8 protein-coding genes and 3 pseudogenes are annotated in these 15,472 nt (G+C 53.5%); 10 read left to right on the forward strand and 1 reads right to left on the reverse strand.

The features are described 5' to 3' along the window. Positions 1-20: 20 nt before the first annotated feature. Both RJD28_05415 and RJD28_05420 read left to right on the forward strand, forming a co-directional pair. On the forward strand, positions 21-977 hold the full coding sequence (locus RJD28_05415; GenBank protein WNV59567.1) for a M14 family metallopeptidase: 957 nt from the start codon (positions 21-23) through the stop codon (positions 975-977). Next, positions 974-1,910 (forward strand): annotated as a pseudogene (locus RJD28_05420) (M14 family metallopeptidase). The gene RJD28_05415 and the pseudogene RJD28_05420 overlap by 4 nt, the downstream one beginning before the upstream one ends. On the opposite strand, the pseudogene RJD28_05425 reads toward RJD28_05420, so the two are convergent. Then, positions 1,911-3,249: pseudogene (locus tag RJD28_05425) on the reverse strand (MATE family efflux transporter). It abuts the pseudogene before it with no gap. Positions 3,250-3,483: 234 nt separating this feature from the next. Between RJD28_05425 and RJD28_05430 the strand changes: the two are divergent. From RJD28_05430 to ppdK, 8 genes and pseudogenes are all read left to right on the forward strand, one after another. Continuing rightward, positions 3,484-6,408, forward strand: a complete 2,925-nt coding sequence (locus RJD28_05430; GenBank protein ID WNV58943.1) for an insulinase family protein — start codon at positions 3,484-3,486, stop codon at positions 6,406-6,408. A gap of 89 nt (positions 6,409-6,497) precedes the next feature. Beyond that, positions 6,498-7,405: pseudogene (gene era / locus RJD28_05435) on the forward strand (GTPase Era). 3 nt (positions 7,406-7,408) lie between these two features. Next, entirely contained in the window at positions 7,409-8,164 is a 756-nt protein-coding gene (gene recO, locus RJD28_05440) for a DNA repair protein RecO (protein WNV58944.1), read from the forward strand. Between the two features lie 50 nt (positions 8,165-8,214). Then, positions 8,215-8,799, forward strand: a complete 585-nt coding sequence (locus RJD28_05445) for a hypothetical protein (protein ID WNV58945.1) — start codon at positions 8,215-8,217, stop codon at positions 8,797-8,799. 27 nt (positions 8,800-8,826) lie between these two features. Next, complete coding sequence (locus RJD28_05450) at positions 8,827-10,215, forward strand: glycine--tRNA ligase (GenBank protein ID WNV58946.1); 1,389 nt, start codon at positions 8,827-8,829, stop codon at positions 10,213-10,215. Between the two features lie 102 nt (positions 10,216-10,317). After that, positions 10,318-10,440 carry a hypothetical protein gene (locus RJD28_05455; protein ID WNV58947.1) on the forward strand — a complete coding sequence of 41 codons (123 nt, stop codon included), beginning with the start codon at positions 10,318-10,320 and terminating at the stop codon, positions 10,438-10,440. Between the two features lie 263 nt (positions 10,441-10,703). Beyond that, entirely contained in the window at positions 10,704-12,596 is a 1,893-nt protein-coding gene (locus RJD28_05460; protein ID WNV58948.1) for a CotH kinase family protein, read from the forward strand. Between the two features lie 135 nt (positions 12,597-12,731). Next, entirely contained in the window at positions 12,732-15,362 is a 2,631-nt protein-coding gene (ppdK, locus tag RJD28_05465) for a pyruvate, phosphate dikinase (protein WNV58949.1), read from the forward strand. The last annotated feature ends 110 nt before the right edge of the window (positions 15,363-15,472 follow it).

Genomic DNA, 15,472 nt, shown 5'->3' on the forward strand with positions numbered 1-15,472 from the left:
AAAGCGGAGGAAATAGATTGATGATAGAGACAGTGGTATCCATCGCCCTTCCTGTAGGGGAGCGGCTGACGATCGAGAAGAACCGGCTGCTGCCCCAGGGGGCGGACAGCGAAACGGACAGGAACAAAAACCGGAAACGCCTGGCGATTGTGACCGGCATCCACGGGGACGAGCTGGAGGGACAGAGCGTGTGCTATGAGCTGAACCGGCGGCTGGCTGCACACCCGGAGCATCTGAAGGGCATTGTGGACATTTATCCGGCGGTGAACCCGCTGGGCATTGACTCGGTGACCAGGAGCATTCCCATGTTTGATCTGGACATGAACCGGATTTTCCCGGGCAGCCGGCACGGCTCTATGGCAGAGCAGATTGCGGCTGGTGTTATAGAGGATCTGTCTGGTGCAGACCTGTGCATTGACATTCATGCCAGCGATATTTATCTGCGGGAGGTGGCGCAGGTGCGCATCAGCGAGGACACGGCGCAACAGCTGCTGCCCTGGGCCAGACTGCTGAATGCAGATTTCGTGTGGATCCATGCCTCGGCGACGGTGCTGGAGGCCACGCTGGCCCACAGCCTGAATATGATCGGAACACCGACGCTGGCAGTGGAGATGGGGGTAGGCATGCGGATCACCAGACAATACACGGAACAGCTGGTGACCGGGATTTTCCGGGTCATGCAGGAAATGGGCATCTGGGACGGACCGACAGAACCGGTGCGGACGCCGGTGATCTCCACCGATGGCGAGGTGGAGCTGGTGAATGCCAGCTGCTCCGGCATTTTCATGCCCTGCGCGGCGTTTGGCACTCAGGTGAAGAAGAGCACCCTTCTGGGGGAGATTGTCCGGCCGTTGACCGGACAGGTGCTGGAGCGGGTGCTTTCTCCCATTGACGGCCTGCTTTTTACCCGCAGAGAATACCCGGTGGTGTATGAAGGCGCTCTTCTGGCGAGAGTGCTGGGAGGCGAGAAGAAATGAAGAAGAAACTGATTTATTCCATGAAGTCCCCTTACCGGGAGGAACTGAAAGTATGGGGGTATCATTTCGGAAAAGAGGAACCCTCCGCGTGTATCGTGGGCTCCATGCGGGGCAACGAGATCCAGCAGATGTATGTGTGTTCGCAGCTCATCCGGCGGCTGCATGAGCTGGAGCAAAAAGGCGGGATCGTGTCCGACAATGGCATTCTGGTCATTCCGGCGGTGAATTATTATGCGGAAAATATCGGGAAACGATTCTGGCCTGCGGATAACCGGGATATCAACCGGATGTTCCCGGGAAACCATGCGGGGGAGACGACCGAGCGGATCGCGGCGGGGGTATTCGAGCAGATACGGGGATATAACTATGGCATTCAGCTGGCAAGCTTTTACCGGCCGGGGGATTTTGTACCCCATGTGCGGATGATGGAGACCGGCTACCAGAGCGCCAGTCTGGCAAACCTGTTTGGTCTGCCCTTCGTGGTGGTGCGGAAACCACAGCCCATCGATACGGCGACGCTGAATTATAACTGGCAGATGTGCAAGACCAATGCGTTTTCCGTGTATACAAGGGAAACAGACCGGATCGATGAGGAGAGTGCCGGACAGGCGGTATCGGCCATCCTGCGGTTCCTGACGCGGATGGGGATCGTCCGTTACAACAGCCACAGCGGGTATATTGCCAGCGTGATCAACGAGGGCGATCTGATGGCGGTGTACAGTGGCTGCGGCGGCATTTACCGGCGCTGCAAGGATCCCGGACAGGAGGTGCGCCAGGGTGAGAAGATCGCAGAAGTGCTGCATCCCTACGAGGGAAATGTGATCGAAACAATAGAGGCCCCCCTGTGACGGCATTGTTTTCTTCGCCTACAAGAAGCCTCTTGTCAATGAACATGAGATTGTGTATCAGATCATCAAGCGGATGCACGAATGATCAGGACAGCTCCCGGGCGATGCGCCGGGAAGCACGTCCCATACAGGCAAGGCCGGTGATGTCGGCCAGTGCCCAGCCGATGGGAATGGCCATCCAGATACCGGTGACACCGATGTGCGCGGATAACAGGTAGGCCAGCAGTACTCGGGTACCCAGGGAAATGACGGTGAGAACGACGGACATTTCCGCCTGCCGGATGGCGCGATAATAGCCGTACAGCAGGAAAAGACAGCCGATGCCACAGTAAAAGGCACCCTCAATGTGCAGATAGCGGACGCCGCAGGCAATGACGGCAGTCTCTGCGGCACTGACGAAGATCTGCATCAGCGGTGCGGCAAACAGGCAGACGATGGCAGAGATCACGATGGAGAAGGTGGCGCTTAAGAGGAAGGCCTGACGGGTTCCTTTGCGGATACGTTCCTGATTCCGGGCTCCGTAATTCTGGGCGATAAAGGTGGAGTAGGCGTTTCCGAAATCCTGTACCGGCAGATAGGCGAAGGTGTCGATCTTGACGGCGGCGGCGAAGGCGGCCATAACGGTGGGGCCGAAGCTGTTGACCAGCCCCTGTACCATGAGGATGCCGAAGTTCATGACAGACTGCTGCACGCAGGTCATGGAGGACAGCCGGATGATCTCCTTTAAAATATGCCGGTCAAAGGCAAGTTCGGTGCGGGAAGGCAGCAGTTCCCGGCAGCGAAGCAGGGTGTACAGGAAGATGCCGATGCCGGACACATACTGGGCGATGACGGTGGCCCAGGCCGCGCCTGCGATGCCGAAGGAAAAGACAGCGACAAAGAGCAGATCCAGGCCGATGTTCAGCAGGGCAGATACCGCCAGGAATACCAGTGGCACGGTGGAATTGCCCACGGAGCGCAGCAGGCAGGAGAAGAAGTTATACAGGGATGTGGCGACCAGCCCGGCAAAAATGACGAGCAGATATTCCCGCATACCGCCCATGACTTCTTCCGGCACCCGGAGAAATAACAGGATCGGGTGCAGACCTGCGTAGACGGCGATATTCAGAAGGACTGTGACACTCATGATCAGAAGAAAAGCGTGAAGTACCGCTTTTTTCAGGCCGATGCTGTCTTTTTCTTCCCTGGTAAATGGAAAAAAGAGCGCCGGAGCCCAGACTTAAGCCCAGAAAGATCGAAGTGAGAAAGGTCATCAGCGTGTAAGCGGAGCCTACGGCGGCCAGGGCGTTGCTGCCCAGCACCCGGCCCACGATGAGTGTATCAGCGATATTATAGAACTGCTGCAGCAGATTTCCTGCCATCATAGGCAGGGCAAACAGCAGAAGAGAACGGGAAATATTTCCCCTGGTAAGATCTATGTACATGATTACCTCCAAAAGCGTATGTATCATCTGACGAACACGCGCTGCCGCGTGCTATCGCCTGCTGCACAGGCTGTTCGTTCTATCATAACACAGACGTTATCAATGTGCAATTAAAGTCCCGCACAGGGCAGCTGAAAGAAAGAGAACCGGGAAATGTATCCAAAAGAAGAATAAAATGGTATAATGGTCTGCATACTACAGAAAAACGGACAGAATGGAAGGAGTATACAATAGATGAGACAGGAAATTTATGATATATATGAGCGGATCGAGGAGCGTCCGGCACCGGATCTGGCTTCCACAGAGATCTATCTGCGGCATAAGAAGAGCGGCGCCCGGGTGCTGGTGCTTTCCAACCAGGATGACAACAAGGTGTTCTGCATCGGTTTTCGTACCCCGGTCAGCGACAGTACCGGGGTACCGCACATCATCGAGCATTCCGTGCTGTGCGGTTCTGACCATTTCCCGGTGAAGGATCCTTTCGTGGAGCTGGTCAAGGGCTCACTGAATACTTTTCTGAATGCCATGACTTACCCGGACAAGACGGTTTATCCCGTTGCCAGCTGCAACGATGCAGATTTCAAAAATCTGATGCACGTGTATATGGATGCGGTTTTCTTCCCGAATATTTACAAGCATGAGGAGATTTTCCGACAGGAGGGCTGGCACTATGAGCTGGAGGATCCCCAGGGAGAACTGACGGTCAACGGCGTGGTATACAATGAGATGAAGGGGGCTTTTTCTTCTGCGGAGGGCGTTCTGGATCGGGTGATCCTGAACTCTCTTTTCCCGGATACCGGTTATGCCTATGAATCCGGCGGAGACCCGGAGGTGATCCCGACCCTTTCCTATGAACAGTTCCTGGATTTCCACCGCACCTATTATCATCCGTCCAACAGCTATATTTATCTGTATGGCGACATGGATGTGGAGGAGCGGCTGCTCTGGATGGACAGAGAATACCTGAGCCGGTTTACTATCCAGCCGGTGGAATCCGCCATTGCACTGCAGAAGCCCTTTGCTGCCATGCAGCGGGTGGAGAAGCAGTATTCCATCGCCCAGGGAGAGGAGGAGAAGGATAACACCTACCTTTCCTATAATAAAGTTATTGGCACCAGCCTAGATCCGAAGCTGTATCTGGCGTTCCAGGTGCTGGAGTATGTGCTGCTGGGGGCTTCCGGCGCACCGCTGAAGCAGGCGCTGCTGGATGCCGGTATCGGACAGGATATCATGAGCTCCTACGACAACGGAGTATACCAGCCGATTTTCTCGGTGATCGCCAAGAAGGCCAACCCGGAGCAGGAAGAGGCGTTTGTGCAGGTCATTGAGCAGACCCTTTCCCGGATCGTCAGCGAGGGCATAGATCGGAAAGCGCTGCAGGCCGGGATCAATTATTATGAATTCAAGTACCGGGAGGCAGATTTCGGCCCTTACCCGAAGGGACTGATGTATGGTCTCCAGGCATATGACAGCTGGCTCTATGATGAGCGTGTGCCGCTGATGCATCTGGAAGCGCTGGATACGTTCCGGTATCTGAAAGAGCAGCTGGATACGGATTACTATGAACAGCTGATCCAGACGTATCTCCTGGACAATCCCCATGCGTCTCTTGTGCTGATCCGGCCGGAGCGGGGACTGACTGCCCGGATGGATGCGGCGCAGAAGGAGAAGCTGGCCGCCTATAAAGACAGCCTTTCGGAAGAAGAAAAAGAGAAACTGGCGGCGGATACGAAGAACCTGCGGGCGTACCAGGAGGCGCCGGACGATCCGGCAGCATTGGCCACCATTCCGGTGCTGCAGATTTCCGATATCCGAAAGGAGGCGGAAGTACCGCCTCTGGAAAAGATCGGGGATGGCACCGCAGAGGTGCTGTTCACCGAACAGGAATCCAACGGCATCGGCTATGTAGAGCTGGATTTTGATGCCGGGCAGGTGCCGGAGGCACTGGTGCCCTATGTGGGCATCCTCACCAGTGTGCTGGGCTATGTGAGCACAGAACACTACAGCTATCAGGAGCTGTTCCATGAGGTGAACATTCAGACCGGCGGCATCGCCCCCTCCATCAACGTGTATGGCGATGCGAAGGAGTACCGGGCCTATACGCCGGTGTATACGGTGCGGGCAAAGGCGCTTTACGGGCAGATGCCGTCGGTCTTTGCCCTGCTGGGAGAGATTTTGTTTACTTCTCAGCTGGAGGATGAAAAACGGCTGAAGGAGATCCTGTCCCGGCTGAAATCAAGACTCCAGGCAAGCCTTGTGTCTGCCGGTCATTCCGCGGCAGCGATGCGGGCCATGTCCTATACTTCCGGGTTGGCTGCCTATACGGACAGCACCAGCGGCATTGCCTACTATGAGCTGGTGGAGGATCTGGAACAGCATTTTGAGGAAAAGAAAGCAGAACTCATGGAGAACTTAAAGGAACTGATGATCCGCCTGTTCCGGCCGGAGAACCTGCTGGTGCATTACACGGCCCAGCGCTGCGGACAGGAAGCGCTTTTGAAGGAGCTGCCGGACTTTGCAGCCCGCCTGCACCGGGAAGCTGTTCCGTCTGGCGGGGCTCTGCCGGTGCCGGAGAAGAAGAACGAGGGCTTTCTCACGGCCTCCAAGGTACAGTACGTGGCCTGCGCAGGCAATTTCCGGGATGCCGGGTTTGCCTACACCGGCGCGCTGCGGATCCTGAAGGTGATGTTAAGCTACGATTACCTGTGGAACAACATCCGGGTAAAGGGCGGCGCCTACGGCTGTATGAGCGGATTTTCCAGGATCGGGGATTCCTATTTTACCACTTACCGGGATCCGAAGCTGCGGGAGTCCCGGGAGATTTTCCTGGGTACACCGGCGTACCTTGCACAGTTTACGGCAGATGAGCCGACCATGAGAAAATACATCATCGGTACCATGAGTGAGGTGGATGCGCCGCTGAATCCGTCGGCCAGAGGCAGGAAAGCGCTGAGCATGTACAGAAGCCATGTGACCCGGGAGGATGTGCAGCGGGAGCGGGATGAGATCCTTGGCGCCACAGTGGAGGATATCCGGGCATTGCGGCCCATTGTGGAAGCGGTGCTGGCAGCAGATAACTTCTGTGTCATCGGCAACGAGGAGAAGATCCAGGAGGAGAAAGACCTGTTTATGGAAGTGAAGCCGCTGATCCATGCATAACGAAACGCTGGAACAGGAAAGTCGGGCGCATACCGGAGAAATGCAGACAGGACAGATAGAAAACAGAAAGGCAGCATGGGAGGAAAAGAATGAACGAACAGTATAAATCGGGGTTTGTGACGCTGATCGGCAGACCGAATGTGGGAAAGTCCACACTGATGAACCATCTCATCGGTCAGAAGATCGCCATCACATCCAACAAGCCCCAGACAACGAGAAACCGGATCCAGACGGTTTACACCTGTGAAAAAGGGACAGATCGTGTTTGTGGACACACCGGGTATCCATAAGGCGAAAAACAAGCTGGGAGAATATATGGTCAACGTGGCGGAGCGCACGGTCAATGAGGTGGACGCGGTGCTCTGGCTGGTGGAGCCGACCACCTTCATCGGCGCCGGGGAGCAGCACATTGCCAAACAGCTGTCCACGGTGAAGACACCGGTGATCCTGGTGATCAATAAGGTAGATACGGTGAAAAAGGAGGGAGATCCTGGCCTTCATCGATGCCTACCGCAAGATCCTGGATTTTGCGGAGATCGTGCCGGTATCTGCCCTGAAGGGGACGAATACGGACACGCTTCTGGATGTGATCTTCAAATATCTGCCCTACGGGCCGCAGTTTTATGACGAGGATACGGTGACGGATCAGCCCCAGCGCCAGATCGTGTCGGAGCTCATCCGGGAGAAGGCACTTCGGTGTCTGGATGAAGAGATCCCTCACGGCATTGCGGTGTCCATCGACCAGATGAAGTTCCGCAAAGGCGGCAAGATGGCAGACATTTCTGCCACCATCGTGTGTGAAAAAGAGTCCCACAAGGGCATTATCATCGGCAAACAGGGTGCCATGTTGAAAAAAATCGGCAGTGCTGCCCGCTATGAGATCGAGCAGATGCTGGAGTGTAAGGTCAACCTGCAGCTGTGGGTGAAGGTGAAGAAGGACTGGCGGGAAAGCGATTTCCTCATCAAGAACTTCGGCTATGACAAGAAGGAAATTTAATCTATGGATCAGACGATTGCCCTGATGGGGATGGTGATTTCTGCCCAGCCCATCGGCGAACATGATAAGCGGGTGGTGATCCTGACGCGGGAGCGGGGAAAGATTTCGGCCTTTGCCAGGGGCGCGAGACGGCAGAACAGCCCGCTGCTGGCCGGGACGAACCCGTTTGCCTTCGGACAGTTTCATGTATATGAAGGGCGTTCCTCCTATACCCTGGTGCAGACCGAGATTTCCAATTATTTCCGGGAACTGGCCGGGGATGTGGAAGGAGCCTGCTATGGTTTTTATTTTCTGGAACTAGCGGAGTATTACAGCCAGGAAAATGCAGAGGCACTGGAGATGCTGCGCCTTCTGTACCAGACTTTCCGGGCGCTGATGAAGCCTGCCCTGGACCGGGCGCTGATCCGCCGGATCTTTGAACTGAAAATGCTGGTCATCAACGGGGAATATCCGGATATGTTCCATTGCTGCCTGTGCCATAAGGAACAGAATCTTGTCATGTACTCTGCCGTCAGGGGCGGCGCGGTATGCCATACCTGCGCGCCGAAGGTAGCCGACGGCATCACCATCGGGGGCTCCACAGTGTATACCATGCAGTATATCATCTGTTCCCCCATCGAAAAGCTGTATACGTTTCGGGTGACCGAACAGGTGCTGGGAGAGCTTTCCATGGTCATGAACCGGCACTTTGACCGGTATGTGGACAAAAAGTTCAAAACACTGGATATTTTACAGATGATGGTTGAAAATATAAAATAATACCTGTATAATAAATTGGATTAGACCAACAATGGACTGGAGGCCAACAGATGAGAAAGTGGAAGAGCCTGATGCTTCTGGGCATTTCCGCAGTGATGCTTGGCGGTTGTTCCATGAAGTTCAGCGCAGAGGAAGACGCGGTGTATGTGAATAAGAAGGGCCAGGTGCTCGGCGCGATCGTGGAATCCTTTGATAAGGACTATTATGATGCGGACGAACTTCAGGGAATGCTGGAACAGGACGTCGCGGAATACAACGGCGAGAACGGGAAGAACAGCATCGAAGTGGACAGCTTCAAGGTGAGCGGCGGACAGGTGAAAGTGATCATGAATTACGCGGACTGGGCGGACTATGCGCATTTCAATGACGTGCAGTTTTTTGCCGGGAAGCTGGCGGATATTCAGGGGAAGAATTACGGAGCGAACGTGACGTTTACCGGTCGGGACGGATCGGAGACACTGACGCTGGATCAGATAGAAGGGGATTATTATGTGATCCTTCTGGAAGAGAAGATCGTTGTGCAGACGGCGGGAAAGATCGCCTATGTCAGCAATAACGTGAGTATCGAAGGCGAGAAGCTGGCGAGAGTGAACGAGGATGCCACCGGGCTGGCTTATATTATTTATGAAAAATAAACACAAATATTAAGAGGAGATAGAAGTATGGAAAAGACAATGGACAAGATTGTAGCACTGGCCAAGGCCAGAGGTTTCGTTTATCCCGGTTCCGAGATTTACGGCGGACTTGCCAATACATGGGATTACGGCAATCTGGGTGTGGAGCTGAAGAACAACGTAAAGCGGGCATGGTGGCAGAAGTTCGTCATGGAGAACCCGTACAACGTGGGTGTGGACTGTGCGATCCTCATGAACCCGCAGACATGGGTGGCATCCGGACATCTGGGCGGATTCTCCGATCCGCTGATGGACTGTAAGGAATGCCATGAGCGTTTCCGTGCAGACAAGCTCATCGAGGATTACAATGAGGCCAACGGCATTGCCGTGGAGGGCAGCATTGATGCCTGGTCCCAGGAGCAGATGAAGAATTATATCGAGGAGAAGGGCATCAAGTGTCCGTCCTGCGGTGCACATAATTTTACAGACATCCGTCAGTTCAACCTGATGTTCAAGACGTTCCAGGGCGTTACCGAGGATGCAAAGAATACCGTATACTTACGTCCCGAGACCGCACAGGGTATTTTCGTAAACTTCAAGAATGTACAGAGAACTTCCCGGAAGAAGATCCCCTTCGGTATCGGCCAGATCGGTAAATCCTTCCGTAATGAGATCACACCGGGTAACTTTACCTTCCGGACGAGAGAGTTTGAGCAGATGGAGCTGGAGTTCTTCTGTGAGCCCGGCACCGATCTGGAGTGGTTCGCATACTGGAAGAAATACTGCATCGACTGGCTGAAAAACTTAGGGATCCGCGATGATGAGATGCGTGCGAGAGACCATTCTCCGGAGGAGCTTTGCTTCTACAGTAAGGCAACCACCGACCTGGAGTTCAAGTTCCCCTTCGGCTGGGGCGAGCTCTGGGGCATTGCAGACCGTACCGATTATGACCTGACCCAGCATCAGAATGTATCCGGTGAGGATATGTCTTACTTTGATGATGAGAAGAAGGAAAAATACATCCCTTATGTCATCGAGCCGTCTCTGGGTGCTGACCGTGTGGTTCTGGCATTCCTGTGTGCTGCTTACGATGAGGAAGAGCTGGAAGGCGGAGACAAGCGTACCGTGCTTCATTTCCATCCGGCACTGGCTCCGGTGAAGATCGGTGTCCTGCCGCTGTCCAAGAAGCTGAACGAGGGTGCGGAGAAGGTATTTGCCGAGCTGTCCAAGCGCTACAACTGCGAGTTTGATGACCGCGGCAATATCGGAAAACGGTACCGCAGACAGGACGAGATCGGAACTCCGTTCTGCGTGACCTATGACTTTGAGTCCGAGACAGACGGTGCGGTGACGATCCGTGACCGTGATTCCATGGCACAGGAGCGTGTGAAGATCGAGGATCTGAAGGCATATTTTGAGGACAAATTTACATTCTGATTAGAATAAAGAACGATAGAAACAACCGATGTGAGGGGCAGTTTTCTGGTGACAGATGCTGTCCCTTCCTTCTACATGGCATGCAAAGAAGGAGAGGACAATTTGACAGGAGAGAAAAACAAAAATCACCGGCAGAGAAAAATTGCCTATGTGCTGTGCTGTTCCCTTCTGGTGGGAGCGGCGGTTGTCTGCCTGAAAAAATGGGTGTTTCCCCCGGCTGGGTGATACCGGGGAGACGAATACCCGCATCACGCAGATCTGGTCTGCGGAGGATTATCTTGCCTTTGTGGAAAGCCTGCGGGCCGGGGATACTTATGACGGCCAGTATGTGAACCTGCAGGCGGATATTGATCTGGAAGGAAAAGAGACCGACTGGGGGCTGGAAGGTGTGGTGTTTGCCGGGATCTTTGACGGCAACGGACACAGCATCCGCAATTCCGGCCTGATCCGCAGGGAAGCGCCGGAGGTAAAAGGCCGGGATCAGCGGTGTGGTCTGCAACGTGGCGGTGGTGGATGCTGCGGCAGAGGCCGGGGAAGCATCGGCACTTTCCGTGGAGGTGCTGGAAAAAGGAAAGGTGCTGAACTGTTCGGCGGATGCGGCATTTGCGGCAGAGGGACAGCCGGGGATGATATTCAACTGTGCACTGCCGCAAAATATAAAAGAGGATTTCAACGGGAATCTGAGCCGCTGCGCCTACTATGCCGGTGGACAGATCGACGGCTGGTACCGCTGGGCGGAGGATGGCACGTTGACGGATACCCAGGCAGCCACACTGGTTTCCATGGAAGCAGATGTGACCTTCTGCGAGGAGACGCGGACACTGTCTGCCTATTATTCGGATTTCGAAAATGCCTGGTGTGTGGCACTGCCATCCGGCTGGACAGAGGCGACGATGGTGCTGCGGCTGGATTTTACAGACGGAGAGAGTCTGGGGATCAATGCTGACGGACAAATCGGGGAAGTGACAACCGACTGGGCGGGGATTTCCTATCCTATCAGGATCCTCTTTGATGAGAATACCCCGGCGCTGTTTCTGGATACCGGCATGAGTGATGCCGTCTCTTATCTGGCGGCAAATAAGGAAAACAAGGTGTCCGGCAGCTGGACGATGACCGGAAGCGACGGCGCAGTGCTGGACAGCGGTAAGGTGCAGCGGCTGCGGGGCCATGGAAATGACTCTTTTGCAGCACCCAAGATCAGCTATAATCTGGATTTCGCGAAAGAGACAGATCTTCTGGGCATGGGCGCTTCCAAACGGTATGTGCTGCTGGCCGGTTATCGGGATAATTCTCTTCTGGCCTATAAGGTGACCAATGATCTGTCGCGGAGTGTGGGGATGGATTATGCACCGATAACCCGGTTTGTTCAGCTGTACATAGACGGGAATTATATGGGAATGTATTTTCTGACAGGAAGAATTGAGATTGGAAAGAACCGGTTTGACCTGCCGGATCTGGCAGCGGAGAATGCAAAGGTGAACGGCAATGCCATGCGCACATATCCCCTGCGGGAGGAATTGACAGAGAATGGTCTGCGGGTATTCCGGGAACTCACCGGTGAACCGTCAGACATCACCGGCGGGTATATCCTGGAGAGGGACGTGATGGACTATGATCCCGTCAAGAGCCGGTTTGTCAGCAGAAGAGGCTGGTCTCTGGTCCTGCGCAGCCTTCCGTATGCATCCAGAGGGGAGATAAATTACATTGCGGATTACTGGCAGGATTTTGAGGATGCACTTTATGCTGCGGATGGCTATAACGAAAAGGGAAAATACTACACAGAATATATGGATATCACATCCTTTGCGGATCAGTGGCTGTTTTACGAACTGAACACGGAGATCAGTATGAGCAGCAGTATCTATTATTACAAACAGTCAGAGGTGGATGGAGATGGTCTGCTGCATGCCTGTTATCCGTGGGATATGGAGCATGCCCTCCGGAGCACCAATCATGTGACCTCCGGGTGGATCGGGCGTCCGAATTTCGGCAGAGGCTCCATCGATGAGATATGGACTGTGTTTTATGAGCATGAGGACTTTGCGCGGGAAGTGGAGAAGGAATGGAAAGCAAAGTTTCTTCCGGCCCTGAATGCTTCTGTGGAGGCGGGGCAGATCTCCGATGAGAAGGGTCTGGGAAGCCTGGACTGGTATGGGCAGACATATGCAGCCTCCGGACTTCTGAATCAGAGCCGTTGGGCAGATTGCAGCTATCAGGCCAAAGTGGACAAGATCCGGGATACTTATGACCGCCGGAAAGATTTCATGACGAAGGAACTGTCTTTGTATGATACGGACTACACCTGGTTCTTTGAGGAGGATGGGCAGATGTTCGGTATGACCGAGGAAGGGGAACTGGAACCGGTTGGCACGGACTCCTGAGGCAGAAAATGACGAATGGTGAATATTTTTCATGAAAACTAAGAATAATTTTCCACGAAGCTTGACTATCTGTTGGATTATGATAAAATAGACGTGGTTGAATTTGTTAATAAATAATTTAGGAGGAATATTTCAATGGCAAAATGGGTTTACATGTTCAAAGAAGGCAACGCTGATATGAGAAACCTTCTTGGCGGAAAAGGCGCAAACCTGGCAGAGATGACCAATCTTGGCCTGCCGATCCCTCAGGGATTCACGGTTACGACTGAAGCCTGCACAGATTACTACACACAGGGAAAGCAGATTTCTGACGAGATCAAAGAGCAGATCTTTGCTGCACTGAAGAAGGTAGAAGAGATCAACGGCAAGAAGTTTGGCGATCCGGAGGATCCGCTGCTTGTATCCGTTCGTTCCGGAGCAAGAGCTTCCATGCCTGGTATGATGGACACCATCCTGAACCTCGGACTGAACGATGTTGCAGTAGAGGGCTTCGCAAAGAAGACCGGCAACCCGAGATTTGCATATGATTCTTACAGAAGATTTATCCAGATGTTCTCCGACGTTGTTATGGAGATCAGCAAAGCAAAATTTGAGCGCGTTCTGGATGAGATCAAGGAAGCAAAGGGCGCGAAGTACGATACAGACCTGGATGCAGATGATCTGAAGGAAGTAATCGCACGTTTCAAAGCTCTTTACAAAGAAGAACTGGGCAAGGATTTCCCGCAGGATCCGGTAGAGCAGCTGATGGAGGCTGTAAAGGCCGTATTCCGTTCCTGGGACAACCCGCGTGCCATTGTTTACAGACGTATGAACGATATCCCGGGTGACTGGGGAACCGCTGTCAACGTACAGACCATGGTATTTGGTAACATGGGCAATACATCCGGTACAGGTGTTGCATTTACCCGTAACCCTTCCACCGGCGCTAAGGGTATCTTCGGTGAGTACCTGATCAACGCACAGGGTGAGGACGTAGTTGCAGGTATCCGTACACCGCAGCCGATCACACAGCTTGAGAAAGATCTGCCGGAGTGCTATACACAGTTCATGCAGATCGCTAAGACCCTGGAAGATCACTATCGTGATATGCAGGATATGGAGTTCACCATTCAGGAAGGCAAGTTATACTTCCTGCAGACACGTAACGGTAAGAGAACCGCTCCGGCTGCTCTGCAGATCGCTTGCGACCTGGTTGATGAGGGCAAGATCACAGAGGAAGAGGCAGTTCTTCGTATCGAGGCGAAGTCCCTTGACCAGTTGCTTCACCCGACTTTCGATCCCGCAGCTCTGAAGGCTGGCAAGGTGATCGGTTCCGCACTTCCGGCTTCTCCTGGTGCTGCAGCAGGTAAGGTTTACTTCACCGCTGACGACGCTAAGGCTGCTGGTATCGGCGGAAGAGGCGAGAGAACCATCCTGGTTCGTCTGGAGACCTCCCCTGAGGATATCGAGGGTATGCATGCATCCCAGGGTATCCTGACTGTTCGTGGTGGTATGACTTCTCACGCAGCAGTAGTTGCACGTGGTATGGGAACTGCTTGTGTATCCGGATGCGGCGACATCGTCATCGATGAGGAAGCAAAGGTATTCACACTGGGCGGCGAGACCATCCATGAAGGAGATTACATTTCCCTTGACGGTTCTACCGGTAACATCTACCTTGGAGACATCAAGACCGTTGATGCTTCCATCGGCGGAAACTTCGGAAGAATCATGGCTTGGGCAGATAAGTATAGAAAGCTTGGCGTTCGTACCAATGCAGATACACCTGCAGACACCATCAACGCTGTGAAGCTTGGTGCTGAGGGTATCGGCCTTTGCCGTACCGAGCATATGTTCTTCGGTGAGGAGAGAATCCCGAAGATCCGTAAGATGATCCTTTCCAAGACTGTAGAGGCCAGAGAGGCTGCTCTGAACGAGCTGATCGTATTCCAGAAAGCAGACTTCAAGGCTATGTACGAGGCTCTGGAGGGCAAGCCGATGACCGTTCGTTATCTGGATCCGCCGCTTCATGAGTTCGTTCCTACTGAGGAAGCTGATATTGAGGCACTGGCAAAAGATATGGGTCTGACTGTTGCAGAGGTTAAGGCTACCTGCGATTCCCTGCATGAGTTCAACCCGATGATGGGTCACAGAGGATGCCGTCTGGCTGTTACTTACCCTGAGATCGCTAAGATGCAGACAAGAGCCGTTATGGAAGCTGCAATCGAAGTGAAGGCTGAGAAAGGCTATGACATCGTTCCGGAGATCATGATCCCGTTAGTTGGCGAGAAGAAAGAGCTGAAGTTCGTTAAGGATATCGTTGTAGAGACCGCTGAGGCTGTAAAGGCTGAGAAAGGCTCCGACATCCAGTACCATATCGGTACCATGATCGAGATCCCTCGTGCTGCTCTGACTGCAGATGCAATCGCTGAGGAGGCTGAGTTCTTCTCCTTCGGTACCAACGACCTGACACAGATGACCTTTGGCTTCTCCCGTGATGATGCCGGTAAGTTCCTTGATTCTTACTACAAGAACAAGATTTACGAGTCTGATCCGTTCGCTAAGCTTGACCAGACTGGTGTTGGCCAGCTTGTAAAGATGGCTGTAGAGAAAGGTAAGACAACCAGACCGAACATCAAGCTTGGTATCTGCGGCGAGCACGGCGGAGATCCGAGCTCTGTAGAGTTCTGCCATCGTGTAGGCCTGAATTATGTATCCTGCTCACCGTTCCGTGTGCCGATCGCAAGACTGGCAGCAGCTCAGGCAGCATTAAAGGATAAACAGTAATCCAGATCCGGTTATCCGGATTCATGTGAAAGCATGACATATGTCCAAACGTAAGATGCCCCGGAACCGTAAGGTTTCCGGGGTTTTTCTGTGAAAGAAAACACTCCTTG

The sequence above is a fragment of the Oscillospiraceae bacterium NTUH-002-81 genome, assembly GCA_032620915.1.
Lineage (GTDB): Bacteria > Bacillota > Clostridia > Lachnospirales > Lachnospiraceae > JAGTTR01.

Excerpts from the sequence above, each read along its gene's own strand:
- RJD28_05430 (WNV58943.1), top strand. The coding sequence starts at position 3,484 with ATGAGACAGGAAATTTATGATATATATGAGCGGATCGAGGAGCGTCCG.
- RJD28_05415 (WNV59567.1), top strand. The coding sequence starts at position 21 with ATGATAGAGACAGTGGTATCCATCGCCCTTCCTGTAGGGGAGCGGCTG.
- RJD28_05445 (WNV58945.1), top strand. The coding sequence starts at position 8,215 with ATGAGAAAGTGGAAGAGCCTGATGCTTCTGGGCATTTCCGCAGTGATG.
- recO (WNV58944.1), top strand. The coding sequence starts at position 7,409 with ATGGATCAGACGATTGCCCTGATGGGGATGGTGATTTCTGCCCAGCCC.
- RJD28_05450 (WNV58946.1), top strand. The coding sequence starts at position 8,827 with ATGGAAAAGACAATGGACAAGATTGTAGCACTGGCCAAGGCCAGAGGT.
- ppdK (WNV58949.1), top strand. The coding sequence starts at position 12,732 with ATGGCAAAATGGGTTTACATGTTCAAAGAAGGCAACGCTGATATGAGA.